14 protein-coding genes and 1 pseudogene are annotated in these 18,767 nt (G+C 48.6%); 14 read left to right on the top strand and 1 reads right to left on the bottom strand.

All coding sequences use genetic code 11. From position 1 onward, the window contains the following. Positions 1–316 precede the first annotated feature (316 nt). From DWX76_RS12930 to DWX76_RS12920, 3 genes are all read left to right on the top strand, one after another. Positions 317–1,378, top strand: coding sequence for a D-alanine--D-alanine ligase family protein (locus DWX76_RS12930; protein WP_181357193.1), 1,062 nt, complete (start codon positions 317–319; stop codon positions 1,376–1,378). Positions 1,379–1,515: 137 nt separating this feature from the next. Then, a complete protein-coding gene (gene murI, locus DWX76_RS12925; RefSeq protein ID WP_117796281.1) occupies positions 1,516–2,379 on the top strand; it encodes a glutamate racemase in 864 nt (287 codons plus the stop codon). Positions 2,380–2,382: 3 nt separating this feature from the next. Beyond that, positions 2,383–2,832 carry a DUF1934 domain-containing protein gene (locus DWX76_RS12920; RefSeq protein WP_022360090.1) on the top strand — a complete coding sequence of 150 codons (450 nt, stop codon included), beginning with the start codon at positions 2,383–2,385 and terminating at the stop codon, positions 2,830–2,832. A gap of 175 nt (positions 2,833–3,007) precedes the next feature. Here DWX76_RS12920 and DWX76_RS12915 read toward each other — a convergent pair whose 3' ends face one another. Beyond that, positions 3,008–3,493 carry a hypothetical protein gene (locus tag DWX76_RS12915; RefSeq protein ID WP_022360091.1) on the bottom strand — a complete coding sequence of 162 codons (486 nt, stop codon included), beginning with the start codon at positions 3,491–3,493 and terminating at the stop codon, positions 3,008–3,010. Between the two features lie 265 nt (positions 3,494–3,758). Here DWX76_RS12915 and DWX76_RS12910 point away from each other — a divergent pair, with 265 nt between their 5' ends. The 11 genes and pseudogenes from DWX76_RS12910 to DWX76_RS12865 all read left to right on the top strand — a co-directional run bounded on the left by DWX76_RS12910 (position 3,759) and on the right by DWX76_RS12865 (position 18,511). After that, on the top strand, positions 3,759–4,424 hold the full coding sequence (locus tag DWX76_RS12910; RefSeq protein WP_118482412.1) for a GntR family transcriptional regulator: 666 nt from the start codon (positions 3,759–3,761) through the stop codon (positions 4,422–4,424). Between the two features lie 139 nt (positions 4,425–4,563). Further along, positions 4,564–5,349, top strand: coding sequence for a carbon-nitrogen family hydrolase (locus DWX76_RS12905; RefSeq protein WP_118482413.1), 786 nt, complete (start codon positions 4,564–4,566; stop codon positions 5,347–5,349). Positions 5,350–5,378: 29 nt separating this feature from the next. Next, the gene (locus DWX76_RS12900) at positions 5,379–6,071 is read left to right on the top strand and encodes a DUF2848 family protein (RefSeq protein ID WP_118523692.1); all 693 of its coding nucleotides are present in this window, start codon (positions 5,379–5,381) and stop codon (positions 6,069–6,071) included. Further along, positions 6,071–7,102 (top strand): TRAP transporter substrate-binding protein DctP, encoded by a 1,032-nt coding sequence (dctP, locus tag DWX76_RS12895; protein ID WP_118570825.1) that lies wholly within the window; start codon positions 6,071–6,073, stop codon positions 7,100–7,102. The genes DWX76_RS12900 and dctP overlap by 1 nt, the downstream gene beginning before the upstream one ends. Positions 7,103–7,113: 11 nt before the next feature. Next, on the top strand, positions 7,114–7,332 hold the full coding sequence (locus tag DWX76_RS14640) for a TRAP transporter small permease subunit (RefSeq protein ID WP_243022583.1): 219 nt from the start codon (positions 7,114–7,116) through the stop codon (positions 7,330–7,332). Then, on the top strand, positions 7,332–7,571 hold the full coding sequence (locus tag DWX76_RS14635) for a TRAP transporter small permease subunit (protein WP_243022582.1): 240 nt from the start codon (positions 7,332–7,334) through the stop codon (positions 7,569–7,571). The genes DWX76_RS14640 and DWX76_RS14635 overlap by 1 nt, the downstream gene beginning before the upstream one ends. 11 nt (positions 7,572–7,582) lie before the next feature. Next, positions 7,583–8,851, top strand: coding sequence for a TRAP transporter large permease (locus tag DWX76_RS12885; RefSeq protein ID WP_118570824.1), 1,269 nt, complete (start codon positions 7,583–7,585; stop codon positions 8,849–8,851). Positions 8,852–9,160: 309 nt separating this feature from the next. Then, a pseudogene (locus DWX76_RS12880) lies at positions 9,161–13,038 on the top strand (DNA-directed RNA polymerase subunit beta). Positions 13,039–13,060: 22 nt separating this feature from the next. Then, entirely contained in the window at positions 13,061–16,711 is a 3,651-nt protein-coding gene (gene rpoC / locus DWX76_RS12875) for a DNA-directed RNA polymerase subunit beta' (protein ID WP_107000676.1), read from the top strand. 264 nt (positions 16,712–16,975) lie between these two features. Continuing rightward, positions 16,976–18,073: an N-acetylmuramoyl-L-alanine amidase gene (locus DWX76_RS12870; RefSeq protein WP_118570823.1), complete on the top strand. Its 1,098-nt coding sequence runs from the start codon at positions 16,976–16,978 to the stop codon at positions 18,071–18,073. Positions 18,074–18,094: 21 nt separating this feature from the next. Beyond that, entirely contained in the window at positions 18,095–18,511 is a 417-nt protein-coding gene (locus DWX76_RS12865; protein WP_022358471.1) for a DUF5684 domain-containing protein, read from the top strand. Positions 18,512–18,767 lie beyond the last annotated feature (256 nt).

Raw genomic sequence — 18,767 nt, 5'->3', positions numbered from 1 at the left:
CAATTTTCAGGATGGAACGAAATCATTTGATTTATCATAATGGCTCTCCTTTTACTGAATGAAATGTTACTGTTCACAGGTAGGCACTTTTGGAACCGAAAGTGCCGTAGAAAACGTGGTGGCAGCAGGAATTTGCCGTATTTAAATGCGAAGCCACGGCAAATTCCGTTACTGGGCACGTATGCGTGAACAGTAACAACGAAATCGAATCTTCTTGTCGCAAGTATTGACAGTTATGGTATAATCTAAACTATATTTTGGAATAGCATTCCGGCGTGTGGTGAAGCTTCCCACACCCGGCAGAAAGGCGGATATTATGAAAAAGAGTGTACTTGTGGTATTTGGCGGACAGTCTTCGGAACATATTGTTTCATGTATGTCGGCAATCAATGTCATTAAAAATATAGATACAGAGCGCTATGATGTAACCCTGATCGGCATTACCGAAGAGGGAAAATGGCTGCTGGTTGACTCGGTCGAGCAGATCGAGGATGAGAGCTGGAGAAAGAACACGACGACCGCGATCCTTTCCCCGGATGCAACGGAGAAATCCGTGATCGTCCTGAAAGATGGTAAGGCGGAGATGATCCGCATTGATGTGGTATTCCCGGTTCTGCATGGACTCTGGGGCGAGGACGGCACCATTCAGGGCATCTTTGAGCTGGCAAAAATCCCGTATGTCGGATGCGGTGTGCTGGCGTCCAGCGTTTCGATGGATAAAGTGTATACAAAACAGATTGTTGACCACACAGGCGTGCGCCAGGCGGCATATGAGCTGGTCATCCGCAAAGAACTTGAAAAGATGGATGAGGTTGTGGCACGCATCGAGAACCGGTTCTCATATCCGGTATTTATCAAGCCGTCCAATGCAGGTTCTTCCAGAGGTGTCAGCAAGGCGTCGGATCGCGAAGAGCTGATTGCAGGCTTAAAGGAGGCGGCGCACCATGACCGCAAGATTCTGGTTGAGGAGACGATTGTCGGCCGTGAGATCGAATGTGCGGTCTTTGGAAATGGCACAGAACCGGTCATCGCTTCCGGTGTTGGCGAGATTCTGGCAGCAGCCGATTTCTATGATTTTGATGCGAAATATTACAACGCAGAGTCCAGAACCGTGGTAAATCCAGAGCTTCCGGGCGATGCGACCGAGCGTGTGCGTCAGGCGGCGAGACGTATTTTCAAGGCGGTAGATGGCTATGGTCTGTCGCGTGTCGATTTCTTTGTGACGAAGGACGGCGAGGTTATCTTCAATGAGATCAATACCATGCCGGGCTTTACCGCGATCAGTATGTACCCGATGCTCTTTGAGGCGGCCGGAATCCCGAAGCCGGAGATGGTGACAAAGCTGATTGAACACGGACTGAAACGCTACGAAGCCTAGAAATAAATAAAACTGTTTCAGAATCCTGAAACAGTGTGAATGAATCTGCTTTTGGACGTTTTGTGATTCGATATACACAGATGCCCGGGAAAAAATGGAAGCATGACAATAAGAATTTTGCCGAAAGGAAGGTAAACATGGATAGAAATGCCCCGATCGGAGTTTTTGATTCAGGCATCGGCGGTCTGACGGTAGCCCGTGAGATCATGCGTCAGATGCCGCAGGAGCGCATCGTATACTTTGGAGATACGGCGCGCGTTCCATATGGAAGCAAATCGCAGGAGACGGTACTGCGCTATTCCCGCCAGATCATCCGTTTTCTGAAAACACAGGGAGTCAAGGCGATCGTGATTGCCTGCAACACGGCCTCGGCGTGTGCACTGGAGACGGTCAAACAGGAATTGGATATCCCGATCATCGGGGTTATCTACGCGGGCGCGCGCACGGCTGCCGAGGCAACCCATAATGGAAAGATTGGCGTGATTGGAACCGAGGCGACCATCCGTAGCGGTATTTATACCAGAGAAATGCAGAAGCTGCGCCCGGATATTGAGGTCATTGGAAAACCGTGTCCGCTCTTTGTGCCGCTGGTGGAGGAAGGACTCTTCCATGATTCGGTAACAGATGAGATTGCCTCCCGGTATCTTTCTTCGCTGAAAGAAAAATACATTGATACGCTGGTTATGGGATGTACGCATTATCCGCTGCTGCGTTCGACGCTGCATCGGCTGATGGGTGACGAGGTGACTTTGGTAAATCCGGCATATGAGACGGCGGTTGAACTTAAAACTCTGCTGCGGGACATGGATCTGACACGCAGTTCGGAGGATCTGGAACGTTTTTCGGAGGAAAACAGCCGCCGCGCTGCTGCCGGGGAGCCGATTCTTGACCAGTATCAGTTCTTTGTCAGCGACCGGGCGGAGAATTTTACGCGTTTTGCCAAGGCGATTCTGCCAAAAGAGGTAAAAGACACGAAACAGATTAACATTGAGGAGTATTAAAATATGACGAAAGATGTGCTTGTATCCGTGCGCGGTGCCCATATTGCGGACGGGGAGACGAATAACCTGGAGGTTATCACGGCAGGCAGCTATTATTTCAAAAATGGCAAGCATTATATCATCTATGATGAGATCCTGGAGGGTGAGGAAGGAAGTATCCGCAATACCATCAAAGCCAATGCGGACAGCGTCGATATGATCAAGGGAGGCGATGCGCGGGCGCATATGATTTTTCAGGAGAATCGTCCGAATGTCAGCTGTTATGTGACTCCATACGGTCAGATGATCGTGGGCGTCACGACCGACCGCATCAAGATCAATGAAGGTCCGGATCATCTGAAAATCCAGATTGATTATACGCTGGAACTCAACTATGAGCAGACCAGCCAAAGCCATATTGAAATTGATGTGAAATCGAAGGCGACGGCGAAATTGAACCTGAAAGAGCAGTAAATATAAAAGAATATAGAAATAGACCAGCCACACAGCATTTATCTCAATGTCTGTGTGGCTGGTTTGTTGAGCGGATGTATAAGAATAAAGGCATATAAGAACAAAGAAATAAAATCGATGAATCAAAAATCCCGGAAACGTGCAATCAGTTACATTTCCGGGATTTTAAGATCCATTATTTATTTTTCTTGGACTTGGAAGCTTCTTTCTTTGCTGCCTCTTCTGTATTTTTCTTGAAACGGTCAAAGAATTTTTTCTTCTTCGGCAGCGGCGGGATGCCTCCGCGCACGCTCTTGATCTCTGTGATATAAAGACCGCTGATGACAACCTTTGCCTCGGTGCGGAGCGGTAACTGAAGGAATACCTTCTCATCCGCGATCATGGTCACAACCTTCGGTCCGATCTTAGCCTTTACGATCGGGAGCTTCGCCCACTTCATATACCATGGAGTCTGGTCAATAACCATCTTCGGGAGACCGGAATCTCCGATTTTCAGTTTCTTTTTGTCAATCGCCAGAATCGAAACAGTCTGTTTCGAAGCGTCGATCATAGTCTGCTGCTCTGCCTGACGTTTCTGCATCCGGGAACCCAGAATATACAGTACGACAAGAAGGATAGCCAGAATGACGATAATAACTAGCAGTACATTCCAAAATGACATATATATACCTCCGTTGTAGATAGCGGCGGGACGAAAATCCAATCCCATTTCGCATGGAACACGAAAATAACCGCGCAATTACTATGTATTATAGCATTGGAGTGGGGAAATGGCAAGAAAAAGCTGAATCTGTAAGTGCTGGCACCATCGGAAAACTGGTAAATAGCTTGACAATCAGAGTGACCGTGTGATATGCATATGATAGTTGATACATGTGGGATGATGAATTCTAATTAGATTCAAATAAATAGATGTGAGGGCAATCATGGTAGAAAAACAGCTGGGGTATAAATACCAGGTATATAATGAGATAAAAAAGGGGATCATGACGGGGATTTATCCGCCGGGATCTGTGATGAATGAGAGAAAACTGTCAGAAGAACTTGGAATCAGCCGTACACCGATTCGTGAGGGGATGCAGATGCTCGCCAGAGATGGCTGGCTTCAGATGGAAACCTATAAGGGAACGGTGGTACGGGAGTTTGACCCGCATTATATGTGGGAGCTGACCCGTGTCAGAAGCGCGCTGGAGTTATCTGCGATCGAGGACGCTGCGAAAAATATCACAGAGAATGATCTGAAATGTCTGGAAGAGATTCAGGAGAAACAGAAGGAAGTCCTGGAACATTATGATATAACGAGATTTATTCAGCTGGATCGAGAGTTTCATACCTATATCTATCAGATGAGCCAGAACAGGGAGCTTTTAAAATTGCTGAGCAATTACTATGACATGTTCCGTTTTATGGGAATGCAGGCGGTAATGGGGACGGATAAACGGCGCCAGACAACGATCGATGAACACCAGGGAATTTTAGATGCATTGAAACAGAAAAATGTGGAAGCGGCAGTTCAGGCGATGAAAATCCATATGGAGGAGACAGAGAAAAATATCAACCAGAATCATGCAATGGAACGGAATGCCAGATAAAATTGGAAGATCATCCAAAAAAGGACAGCGGTTTTTGTGAAAAGAGTAAATTGACGATAAAAGAGGAGGGTGTTATTATTCTAATAAATGGTATACCAAATACCGAATACCAAATATCGCAAAAAATTGGAGGTTAGGTATGAGAGTTGCGATGATTCAGATGGATATGCAGTTGGGAAAGCCGGAGGCGAATTTTGAGAAAGCAGAAAAGCTGGTCCGGGTGGCTGCAGAGCTGAAACCGGATGTGATTACACTTCCGGAGACATGGAACACCGGATTTTTTCCGAGAGAAAATCTGAAAGAGGCATCGGATGTAGATCTGGAACAGACCAAAAAGCTGTTTTCCAGATTGGCGAAAGAATACCGTGTCAATATAATTGCCGGTTCCGTGGCAAATTGCCGGGATGAGAAGATTTATAATACAGCCGCTGTCTTTAACCGGGACGGCGAAGTGGTGATGGAATATGACAAGGTGCATCTGTTCAGCCCGTCCGGCGAACATGAGTATTTTGAACATGGAAAAAACATCTGCAATTTTGAATTGGATGGAATCCCGTGCAGTCTGGTAATTTGTTATGATATCCGGTTCCCGGAACTGATTCGTTCCGAGATGCTTGCGGGTTCAAAAGTCCAGTTTGTGGTAGCACAGTGGCCGGATACGAGACTTCTTCACTGGGATACCTTGAACAGGGCGAGGGCAATTGAAAGTCAGAGCTTTTTATGCTGTACTAATTCGGTCGGAACGGCTGGAAATACAAAGTGCGGCGGACATTCTGCCGTCTATGGACCGATGGGAGAGTGCTTGGTGCTGGGCGGAGAAGCGGAACAGATACTGATGGCAGATATGGAGATTGGAGCAGTCGATGGGGTCAGAGATTCGATCAATGTTTATCGGGATCGGCTGCCGGAAGTATATAAGATATAAAAGAGGGAATGGAATAAGGAGGAAACAGGATGGATACAATGTGTTTTACGGTTCAGGGAAAGAACGGAGAAAAGCCGCTGGAGCTGAATTATGAGAGGGTGTTTGCCATTGGATATGCAGGCAGAAACATTGAAAAGACGATGGAGCATATCAAAGAACTGGAACGGGAATTAGGCGTTCCGGCACCGAAGAAAATACCGACCATTTTCCAGTGTGGCAATTACGTTTTAACACAGGAAAAGAAACTGGCGTTTGTGGGCGAAAAGACCTGTGGAGAAGTCGAGTATGTGATTGTCATTAAAGATAAGACGATTTACATCGGATTGGGAAGCGACCACACAGACCGGGAGCTTGAGGCAGCCAGTGTTCCTAAAGCGAAACAGATTTGTGCGAAGCCGATTTGCGATACCGTTTGGGAGTACGAGGATGTCAAGGATCACTGGGATGAGATAGAGCTTCATTCCTGGCAGACATTGGACGGAATGGAAGTTTTATATCAGGAGGGAACGTTGGCAGATATTCTCCCAGTGGAGACCATCTTAAAAGAACTGGACGAGCGGGTTGGCGGAATTGATAATTGTGTGATCTTTTCCGGAACGGTGCCGGTCAAGAATGGATTCCGTTTCGGCAGTAAATTCCGCTATGAGATGGAAGATAAAAAGTTGAACCGGAAGTTATCGTCGGAGTATGAAGTGGATGTCATCAGCGAGGAGGAACGGTAATGAAAAAAGGTTGGGCAGGGACGTTCGCGGCACTTGTCTTGGGAGCAACGGTGTTGACCGGCTGCGGCAGTACATCAGACAGCGGACATATCAAGTTGAAAATAGCGACAGTTGGAAATGAGAAGCACCAGTCAACGATGGCGGCAGCGGCATTTCAGGAAAAGCTGGAGGAACTGGCAGGTGATCGGTTCGAAGTGACGATTTACCCGAGCGCGCAGCTGGGCGGTGAGCGCGAAATGGCGGAAGGCGTCAAGATTGGTTCGATAGAGCTTGCGATTGTAACAACGGATGGCGCGCTTCCAAGCTTCGTGCCGGAGACGCAGGTTCTGGCAATCCCGTATCTCTTTGCAGATAAGCAGGAAGCATACTATGTCCTGGATAATACGCTGCAGAAAGAACTGGAACCGAAGTTTGAGGCACAGGGCTTTAAACACCTGGGTTTCTGTGAGTTAGGCTTCCGTCATTTTACGAATAATAAAAAAGAAGTGACCAAGGCATCCGACATGAAGGGATTATCGATCCGTGTACAGGAGTCGCCGATCTGGTTCTCATTGGCCGATCACCTTGGATTTATTGCGACGCCGATCGCATTTAACGAGCTTTATACTGCTCTTCAGCAGGGAACCGTAGATGGTCAGGAAAACCCGATCGCGTCTATTTCCAGTTCTGCGTTTGATGAAGTGCAGAAATATATGGTTCTGGATGGTCACACATATGCGCCGGAAAGCATGATCATGAACCTTGACTTTTATAATAAACTGACCGATGAAGATCGCGCTTGGATCGATGAGGCGGCTGAATACGCAAAAGATACACAGCGTCAGGAAGTAACGGACATGGAAGAAGAGATGCTTGCGTCGATTGAAGCGAACGGCGTAAAGGTATGCAAGGATCCAGATTTACAGTCCTTCCAGGATGCAACGGCCAGCCTGTATCAGGAACCGGCTGTAACGGCACTGGTTCCGCCGGAATTGACGGAAAAGGTAAAACAGGCGGTTGAAGAGTATAGAAATACGCATGGGAAAGAATAGGGGGATGGGAAATGTCTGGTCTGGTCGATAAGATTACAAAAGCTGTCATGGGAATCAGCGCGATTGTGGTATTTGTCATTACCTTTTTACAGGTTTTATGCCGCTTTGTTTTAAAATCTCCGCTTCCGTGGAGTACGGATATCCTGCGTCTGGCATTTACCTATCTGGTATTCTGGGGCGCTGCGTGGTGTGTGCGGGAAAAGGAACATCTAACGTGGATGTTCTGCTGATGTCGTTTCCAGTTAAAATCCGCAAGGTGGTGGAACTGGGAATTGACCTGGTATTGTCTCTCTTCTTCATTTTTATGATTGTATTTGGAATTAAATTCTGTGCGTTTGGATGGACGCAGACGACTTCCTATCTGCCGATTCCAATGAGTGTTTACTATGCAAGTATTCCAAGTGCCGGAGCGATTATGCTGTTCTATATGATTAAGAATATGGCAGAGCAGCTGAAAAAGAATGATTAGGAGGGAAAGGTATGATTTATATTGTCTTATTATTTGTCTTGTTTTTAATAGGAATTCCGATCTGCTTTTCACTCGGAATGGTATCGGTGGCTGGAATTATCCAGGGAGGAACCCCGTTAATTGTTGTTATCCAGAGAATGTTCACCGGTGCTGACAGCACGGCGCTGATTGCGATTCCGCTGTTTATCCTTGCCGGAGGTCTGATGGTTCAGGGCGGTATTTCCAGAAGAATCGTCGATTTTGCCGATGCGCTGATCGGACATTTTCCAAGTGGTCTGGCGCTGGTAAGTATTCTGGCGTGTATGTTCTTTGCGGCGATCACAGGTTCTGCGATCGCGGCAACCGCAGCGATCGGCGGCATTATGATTCCGATCATGCGTGAGAAAAACTATGAAGATACGTTTTCGGCTCCGTTAATCGCCTGCGGCGGTTCGATTGGACCGATCATTCCTCCGAGTATTCCACTTCTGCTGTACGGAACTATGGCAGGTGTGAGCGTTGGTAAATTGTTTATCGGTGGATTTATCCCGGGCATTATCATGGGACTCGGACTGATGATTTACAGTTATTATGTAGGAAAAAAGAGACATTATGTAGGACGTGAGAAAAAGGCGAGCCGTGAGGAGAGAATCCGTACCGGAAAAGATGCCCTTCTCGCCCTGATTATGCCGATTATCATCATTGGAGGTATCTTATCTGGTATTTTTACGGCAACCGAGTCCGGCGCTATCGCGTGTGCATATGCGATTATCATCGGCGGTTTTGTTTACCGGGAGTTAAAGCCGTCCAAGATGTTTGACCTCTTTGTGGACTGTGCAAAATCAACGGGACAGGTTTTAATCGTTGTGTCCTGTGCGAGCCTGTTTACCTGGGTTATCACGGTTGCACAGGTTCCGCAGACCGTCAGTGCCCTGCTGTCCAGCACGGTCAGCAACAAATATGTATTGTTGATGATCATCAATGTGATTCTGTTAATTGCAGGCACCTTTATCGATACGACAAGCGCGCTGGTTATCTTTACCCCACTCTTCCTGCCGCTTGTTAAGGCAATGGGAATTGACCTGATCCATTTTGGTCTGGTCATGGCAGTCAACCTGACAATTGGTATGTGTACGCCTCCGCTGGGCGTGTGCCTGTTTGTATCGGGATCGATTGCCAAGGTAAGCCTGAAAGAGCAGATGCGGGATTTGCTCCCTATGTTAGCAGTCCTCCTGATTGTCCTTTTGGTAATTACCTATATTCCACAGACCGTTACATTTTTACCGAATTTATTTGCATAAAATTTCTATAAAAAATCGGACGCCGCTATCATCTGGGGAGCGGCGTCTGTTGTCTGTCCGGATTCTGGCGTTTCTTGAGAAAACTTTTTCATAATCATTCCAAATTTATTCCAAATCTATCAAAAAAACCACTTGACACCCATCAAATCCCATGCTAAGATGGAGAATGCACTATTGTGGAAAACTGTGTTTTCCGGGTATTCGTATGCCCAAATGACAGTGCAGCTCCGGCGGCATGAAACAAGGCTGGTTCGGAGATGGAAAAATGCAAACCATAGAGATAGAAAGAAAACAGGGGTGAAACATCGAATGGAGAAAAGCAGGATGCGTCCGGTAAAAACCGGTAAAGGTGTAAGGATGACCTTCTCAAGACAAAAAGAAGTTCTGGAAATGCCGAATTTGATTGAGATTCAGAAAAACTCGTATCAGTGGTTCCTGGATGAGGGACTGAAAGAAGTGTTTGCTGATATCTCCCCGATCACGGATTTCGCAGGTCACTTGAGTCTGGAATTTGTGGATTTTACACTGTGTAAAAACGATATCAAATATACGATCGAAGAGTGCAAAGAGCGCGATGCGACCTATGCAGCTCCTCTGAAGGTAAAGGTAAGACTTTGCAATAAAGATAAAGATGAGATCAATGAACATGAGATTTTCATGGGTGATCTTCCACTTATGACCGACACCGGCTCCTTCGTTATCAACGGAGCGGAGCGAGTTATCGTCAGCCAGCTTGTTCGTTCCCCTGGTATTTATTATGGAATCGCGCACGATAAGATCGGTACAGAGTTATACAGCTGCACCGTTATCCCGAACCGGGGTGCCTGGCTGGAGTATGAGACAGATTCCAACGACATTTTCTACGTGCGTGTAGACCGGACCAGAAAAGTTCCTGTTACTGTTCTGATCCGTGCTCTTGGTTACGGTACTAACGCCGAGATCATTGACCTGTTCGGCGATGAGCTGAAACTGGAGAAGAGCTTCGAGAAGGATCCGTCCAACAACTACCAGGATGGTCTTCTGGAATTATATAAGAAGATTCGTCCGGGTGAGCCGCTTTCCGTAGACAGCGCAGAGAGCCTGTTAAACAGCATGTTCTTCGATCCGCGCCGCTACGATCTGGCAAAGGTAGGTCGTTATAAATTCAATAAAAAGCTTCACTTTAAGAACCGTATCGTAGGTCACGTTCTGGCTGAGGATGTGGTTGATACAACTACCGGAGAGATTCTGGCGGAGCAGGGAACAAAGGTTACCAAGGAACTTGCTACTGACATCCAGAACGCAGGCGTTCCGTTTGTATGGATTCAGGGTGAGAAGAAGAATCACAAGGTTCTTTCTAACATGATGGTAGATCTGGGCGCTTATGTGAATTTCGATCCGGAAGAAGTAGGCGTCACAGAGTTAGTATTCTATCCGGTTCTCCAGGGTATTCTGGAAGAAAATGCCGGCGCTTCTGATGAGGAGTTAAAAGAGATTATCCGCAGAGATATCCATGACCTGATTCCGAAGCATATTACGAAGGAAGATATCATCGCTTCCATCAACTACAACATGCATCTGGAAGGCGGCATCGGCAATCCAGATGATATCGACCATCTGGGCAACCGTCGTATCCGTGCGGTCGGCGAGCTGCTTCAGAACCAGTACCGTATCGGTCTGTCCCGTATGGAGCGTGTGGTACGTGAGCGTATGACAACACAGGACATGGAAGGTGTTTCTGCCCAGTCCCTGATCAATATCAAGCCGGTTACAGCAGCAGTCAAGGAGTTCTTCGGAAGTTCCCAGCTGTCCCAGTTCATGGATCAGAACAACCCGCTGTCCGAGCTGACCCATAAGAGACGTCTTTCCGCCCTGGGTCCTGGCGGTCTGTCAAGGGACCGTGCCGGATTCGAGGTACGAGATGTACACTACACACACTATGGCCGTATGTGCCCGATCGAGACACCTGAGGGACCGAACATCGGTCTGATCAACTCCCTGGCATCTTACGCACGTGTCAATGAGTACGGTTTCATCGAAGCTCCGTACCGTGTAGTAGATAAAACCGATCCGTCCAACCCGGTTGTTACGGATAAGGTGTATACCTGACAGCAGACGAGGAAGATAACTTCGTTGTTGCACAGGCAAACGAGCAGTTAGACGAAGAAGGACACTTCGTCCACAATAACGTATCTGGTCGTTTCCGTGAGGAGACCTCCGAGTTCCAGAAGAAGAAAATCGACCTGATGGACGTATCCCCGAAGATGGTATTCTCCGTAGCTACTTCCATGATTCCGTTCCTGCAGAACGACGATGCGAACCGTGCTCTGATGGGATCGAACATGCAGCGTCAGGCGGTACCGCTTCTGACCACCGAGAGAGCCGTTGTCGATACCGGTATTTCCGCGAAGGCAGCTGTTGACTCCGGTGTGTGTGTCGTTGCAAAGAATGCCGGTGTGGTTGAGCGCTCCGCTTCCAACGAGATCATCATCAAGAGAGATTCCGATGGAAACCGCGATGTATACCATCTGACAAAATTCAAGAGAAGTAACCAGTCCAACTGCTACAATCAGAAACCGATTGTATACAAGAATGACCATGTCGAAGCTGGCGAGGTTATCGCAGATGGTCCGTCCACCTGCAACGGTGAGATCGGTCTGGGCAAAAACCCGCTGATCGGCTTCATGACTTGGGAAGGCTACAACTACGAGGATGCCGTTCTTCTGTCTGAGCGTCTGGTTCAGGAGGATGTATATACCTCCGTCCATATCGAGGAATACGAGGCAGAAGCACGTGATACCAAGCTGGGACCGGAAGAGATCACAAGAGATGTTCCGGGTGTCGGCGAGGATGCACTGAAAGATCTGGACGAGCGCGGTATCATCCGCATCGGTGCAGAGGTTCGTGCCGGTGATATCCTGGTAGGTAAGGTTACTCCGAAGGGAGAGACCGAGCTGACCGCAGAAGAGCGCCTGTTACGTGCGATCTTTGGTGAGAAGGCAAGAGAGGTTCGTGATACCTCCCTGAAAGTACCGCATGGTGCATACGGTATCATCATTGATGCGAAGGTATTTACAAGAGAGAACGGCGACGAGCTGGCTCCGGGTGTAAATAAGACCGTTCGTATCTACATTGCACAGAAGAGAAAGATTTCCGTCGGCGATAAGATGGCTGGTCGTCATGGTAACAAGGGTGTCGTTTCCCGTGTACTTCCGGTTGAGGATATGCCGTTCCTTCCGAATGGCCGTCCGCTCGACATCGTACTGAACCCACTGGGCGTACCGTCCCGTATGAATATCGGACAGGTCCTGGAGATTCATTTAAGCCTTGCTGCCAAAGCACTTGGTTTTGATGTATCCACCCCGATTTTCGACGGTGCAGACGAGAAAGATATTCAGAACACTCTGGAGATGGCAAATGACTATGTCAACACCTCCTGGGAAGAGTTCGAAGCAAAATATAAAGATATTGTAGATCCGGAAGTTATGGAGTATCTGGGTACCCATCTGGAGCACAGAAAACTCTGGAAGGGCGTTCCGATCGGACGCGACGGTAAAGTCCGCCTGAGAGATGGACGTACCGGCGAATACTTCGACAGCCCGGTTACAATCGGACACATGCATTACCTGAAACTGCATCATCTGGTTGATGATAAGATTCATGCACGTTCCACAGGTCCTTACTCCCTCGTTACACAGCAGCCGCTGGGTGGTAAAGCTCAGTTCGGTGGCCAGCGTTTCGGAGAGATGGAGGTTTGGGCTCTGGAGGCGTATGGCGCATCCTACACGCTGCAGGAGATCCTGACCGTGAAGTCCGATGATGTGGTAGGTCGTGTGAAGACATACGAGGCAATCATCAAGGGCGAGAATATTCCGGAGCCGGGTATTCCGGAGTCCTTCAAGGTACTCTTAAAAGAGCTTCAGTCCCTGGGTCTGGATGTCAGAGTTCTGGCAGAAGACGGTTCCGAGATCGAGCTCAAGGAGAACATCGACGAAGGCGATACCGATCTTCGTTCCGTCATCGAGGGTGACAGCAAGCGTTACTCTCAGAATGAGTCCTTCGGCAACTACGGTTACCAGGAGCAGGAATTTAAAGATGGTGAGCTGACCGATGTAGAGCATGATGAGTATACAGCAGAGGCAGACGGCTATACAGACGATGACTATGCAGACGTTTCCGATGATAATGGATCTGACGACGAAGAATAATCGATAGGAGGGAGTACCGCTCATGCCAGAGACAAATGAAACATATCAACCATTGACATTTGACGCAATCAAGATCGGTTTGGCATCCCCTGAAAAGATTCTGGAGTGGTCTCACGGCGAGGTTAAAAAGCCGGAGACCATCAACTACAGAACATTAAAGCCGGAGAAAGACGGCCTGTTCTGTGAGAGAATCTTTGGACCGAGCAAGGACTGGGAGTGCCACTGTGGTAAATATAAAAAAATCAGATATAAAGGTGTTATCTGTGACCGCTGCGGCGTTGAGGTTACAAAAGCCAGCGTCCGCCGTGAGCGCATGGGTCATATCGAGCTTGCAGCTCCGGTTTCCCACATCTGGTATTTCAAGGGAATTCCGAGCCGCATGGGTCTGATTCTGGACATTTCTCCGAGAACTCTGGAGAAGGTTCTGTACTTCGCTTCCTATATCGTGCTGGATCCGGGACAGACCGGACTGCAGATGAAGCAGGTTCTGTCTGAGAAGGAGTACCGTGACGAGATCGAGAAATACGGTTACGGTTCTTTCCGTGTCGGCATGGGTGCCGAGGCGATTCAGGAGCTTTTAAAGGCGATCGACCTGGAGAAGGATTCTGAGGATCTGAGAAACCAGTTACAGGATGCAACCGGACAGAAGCGTGCCCGTATCATCAAGCGTCTGGAAGTCGTAGAGGCATTCAGAAATTCCGGCAACAAACCGGAGTGGATGATCATGACCGTTGTCCCGGTTATCCCGCCGGATATCCGTCCGATGGTACAGCTGGATGGCGGACGTTTCGCAACTTCCGACTTAAACGATCTGTATCGTCGTATTATCAACCGTAACAACCGTCTTGCAAGACTTCTGGAGCTCGGCGCACCGGATATTATCGTGCGCAACGAGAAACGTATGCTTCAGGAGGCAGTTGACGCATTAATTGATAATGGCCGCCGTGGCCGTCCAGTTACCGGTCCTGGCAACCGTGCCCTCAAGTCCCTTTCTGATATGTTAAAGGGTAAACAGGGACGTTTCCGTCAGAACCTTCTGGGTAAGCGAGTTGACTATTCCGGACGTTCCGTTATTGTCGTAGGACCGGAGTTAAAGATTTACCAGTGCGGTCTGCCGAAAGAGATGGCGATCGAGCTGTTTAAACCGTTCGTTATGAAAGAGCTGGTTTCCAACGGAACCGCTCATAACATTAAAAATGCAAAGAAGATGGTAGAGCGCCTTCAGCCGGAGGTTTGGGACGTTCTCGAGGATGTAATCAAAGAGCATCCGGTTATGTTAAACCGTGCTCCTACACTGCATCGTCTGGGTATCCAGGCATTCGAGCCGATTCTGGTAGAAGGTAAGGCAATCAAGCTGCATCCGCTTGTTTGTACCGCGTTCAACGCCGATTTCGATGGCGACCAGATGGCGGTACATCTTCCGCTTTCCGTGGAGGCACAGGCAGAGTGCCGTTTCCTGCTGCTTTCCCCGAACAACCTGTTAAAACCGTCCGATGGTGGTCCGGTAGCCGTTCCTTCCCAGGATATGGTACTCGGTATCTACTATCTGACCCAGGAACGTCCGGGCGCCAAGGGCGAGGGCATGGCATTCAAGAGCATCAACGAGGCGATTCTTGCATACGAGAACAAGGTTGTTACCCTGCATTCCCGTGTCAAAGTAAGAGTAACCCGCACGATGCCGGATGGCACAACGAAGACTGGTATCATCGAGTCTACCGTTGGACGTTTCATCTTCAACGAGATCATCCCGCAGGATCTGGGCTTCGTAGACCGTTCCCAGAAAGAGAACGAGCTGAAACTGGAAGTTGACTTCCACGTAGGCAAGAAGCAGTTAAAGCAGATTCTGGAGAAGGTTATCAATGTCCATGGTGCAACCCAGACAGCGATCACCCTGGATGATATCAAGGCGATTGGCTACAAGTTCTCTACACGTGCAGCCATGACCGTATCGATTTCCGATATGACCGTACCGGCAAGCAAGCCGAAGCTGATTGCTGACGCGCAGGCAACGGTTGACCATATCGCAAAGAACTTCCGCCGTGGTCTTATCACAGAGGAAGAGCGTTACAAAGAAGTTATCGAGACCTGGAAGGCAACCGATGATCAGCTGACTCACGACCTGCTGACAGGACTTGACAAATATAACAACATCTTCATGATGGCTGACTCCGGTGCGCGAGGATCGGATAAGCAGATTAAACAGCTTGCTGGTATGCGAGGACTGATGGCAGATACGACCGGTCATACGATTGAACTTCCTATCAAGTCCAACTTCCGTGAGGGTCTGGACGTACTGGAGTACTTCATCTCCGCACACGGAGCTCGAAAAGGTATGTCCGATACGGCTCTGCGTACTGCCGACTCTGGTTACCTGACCAGACGTCTGGTAGACGTATCCCAGGATCTGATCGTCCGCGAGGAGGACTGCTGCTGGGATAAGCCGGAGATTCCGTATATGGAGATCAAGGCATTCATGGATGGTCAGGAGACCATCGAGACATTGCAGGAGCGTATCACAGGACGTTTCATCGCTGAGACAATCACAGACCCGGATACAGGTGAAGTGGTGATTGAGAAGAATCATATGTGTACGCCGAAGCGTGCAGCGGCTGTTATGGCAGCATTGAAGAAACAGGGCAGAGATTCCATCAAGATCCGTACCGTCCTGACCTGTAAATCCCATATCGGTGTGTGTGCGAAGTGCTACGGTGCCAACATGGCAACCGGTCAGCCGGTTCAGGTCGGTGAGGCAGTCGGCATCATCGCGGCACAGTCCATCGGTGAGCCTGGTACACAGCTGACCATGCGTACGTTCCACTCGGGCGGCGTTGCCGGTGGCGATATCACACAGGGTCTTCCGCGTGTCGAGGAGCTTTTCGAGGCACGTAAGCCGAAGGGACTTGCTATCATCGCTGAGTTCGGCGGTGTGGCAACCATCAAAGATACCAAGAAGAAACGTGAGATCATTATCACGGATAATGAGACGGGCAATTCCAAGACCTACCTGATTCCTTACGGCTCCCGTATCAAGATTCAGGACGGCGCGGTTCTGGAGGCTGGTGACGAGCTGACCGAAGGTAGCGTGAACCCGCACGATATTCTGAAGATCAAGGGCGTCCGCGCCGTACAGGATTACATGATCCAGGAAGTACAGCGTGTATACCGCTTACAGGGTGTAGAAATCAACGATAAGCATATCGAGATGATCGTACACCAGATGTTAAAGAAGATTAAGATTGAGGAAAGTGGAGATTCCGACGTACTGCCGGGCGTATCCATGGATGTACTCGATTTCAACGAGATGAACGAGGCGCTGGAAGCTGAGGGCAAAGAGCCGGCGATCGGACGTCAGGTTATGCTGGGTATCACCAAGGCATCTCTGGCAACCGACTCCTTCTTATCCGCTGCATCCTTCCAGGAGACAACCAAGGTTCTGACCGAGGCTGCCATCAACGGAAAGGTAGATAAGCTGATTGGTCTGAAGGAGAACGTTCTGATTGGTAAGCTGATTCCGGCTGGTACCGGTATGAAGCGTTACCGCTCCATCAAGCTGAACACTGATGTTGAGGAAGAGGATGATATCGATCTGGCAGAGGACGACTTCAACGAGCCGGCTGAACTGGACGAGGCAGACAAGATTGTACTCAACGAGGATGAGCTGAGTGAAGAATAATTAAAAATGAAAAACGGAATCGTTTTTTGGAGATCGCCGCAGAGATGCGGCGGTCTTTTTTTGTTTCATAAAACCGTAAGAAATAGAAGCGCGGGATTGGTTGAATCGAAGGTGAAAATCCGTTATACTTATAAAGGAAATGTTTAAAATCCAAAGTAATGTGATTAAATTGTATAAATTTAAAGAACAAATTTAACGATTTTAGACTTTCAAAACAGAAACAATTATTAAAAAAAATAGAGACATTGGAAGGAGATTATATAGATGAAGAGACACAATCGGCTCAAAACACACACACTGGGACTGGCGGCGGCTCTGCTGATGACAGCCGGTATGTCGCAGATCGCGCTGGCAGGCGACTCGGTGTATGTCAATACGTCTTCCCTGCGCTACCGGACATCCGCGCAGATCAAGGACAATAATATCGCGGGCAATCTGTCCTACGGTCAGAAGCTGGAGCGCGTGGGAACCAGCGGACAGTGGACGATGATTCTTTTGAATGGAAAGAAGTATTACGTTTCATCTGCCTATGTGACAAGCAAAAAACCGGCATCCGCAGGTGCTGTCCAGACAACCAGCCAGACAGCAGCGGGAGCGCAGACATCCGGCGGCACGGCGATCGCACTTTCTTCTAATTATAAATACGCAAATTATTCGAAGATCAACAGCGGAACTGCGACCCTGTACCGCTCGACTGCTTCCAACAAGAAAAATAAAGTGGTCTGTGTCAATGCCGGACATGGAACAAACGGTGGCGGAAGCGTCAAGACCCAGTGTCATCCGGATGGAAGTGCGAAAGTAACCGGCGGCACAACCGGAGCCGGTGCTACCTCAGCAGTGGCAGTTTCCAGCGGTATGACCTTTGCAGATGGAACAGCAGAGAGCAAGGTAACACTTGCTATGGCAAAGGTGCTTAAGACAAAACTTCTGAATGCAGGCTATGATGTACTGATGATCCGTGAATCAGATGATGTACAGCTGGATAATATAGCTCGTACGGTCATTGCGAATAACAACGCGGACTGTCATATAGCCTTGCACTGGGATTCAACCAGCAGCAACAAGGGTGCCTTTTTCATGAGCGTTCCAAGCAATGCAACCTACCGTGCGATGGAGCCGGTTGCCTCTCATTGGAAGCAGCACAACCAACTGGGCGAGTCGCTGATCAGCGGCTTAAAGAGCGCGGGTGTGAAGATTTATTCCAAAGGCAGCATGGAGATGGATTTGACCCAGACTTCCTATTCAACGATTCCGAGTGTGGATATTGAGCTGGGAGATAAGGCGTCCGATCATTCGGGTGCGACGCTTGAGACGCTGGCGAACGGACTGCTGGCTGGCGTGAATACGTTCTTCGGACAGTAAAAACTGAAAGGAGGAAAGCATATGGGATTGGTGGCGTTTATTATGGCATATGCATTATTTGCGTTTATCTTTTATATTCTGCAGGTAATTGCATACTGGAAGATTTTTACAAAAGCCGGGGAAGAAGGATGGAAATCCATCATTCCAATTTACAATGGCTATGTACAGTACCGGCTGACATGGGATGTGCAGTATTTCTGGGTGGCACTGGGACTGGCGGTCGGCGGAGGTATTTTAAATTCCTTCGGCGGAATCGTGGGAGTTATCGGTTCGCTTGCGCTTCTGGGAACAGCACTCATGAATGTGGTGGCACTCTATAAGCTGGCGTGTGCCTATGGTCACGGGATAGGATTTACGATTGGTTTATTTTTCCTGAATCCGCTTTTTATGCTGATTCTTGGTTTTGGTGATTCGGAGTACATGGGACCGCAGGAGTAGCGGAAATGAAGTTCCGGGATATTTAAGATATTTTCCGGACAAAAGAGAGTCAGACGAGACAATAGAGGGTTTTGCACTGTACCTGTCTACAGCGCAAAACCCTTGTTACTGCTCACAGGTAGGCACTTTTGGAACCGAAAGTGCCGTAGAAAACGTGGTGGCAGCAGGAATTTGCCGTATTTAAATGCGAAGCCACGGCAAATTCCGTTACTGGGCACGTATGCGTGAACAGTAACAAATACCGCCCATTTGTGGG

This window comes from Clostridium sp. AF21-20LB (assembly GCF_003478795.1).
Lineage (GTDB): Bacteria > Bacillota > Clostridia > Lachnospirales > Lachnospiraceae > Otoolea > Otoolea fessa.
The sequence above is the reverse complement of the archived record's forward strand: the minus strand, read 5'-3'. Positions and strand labels throughout refer to the sequence as shown.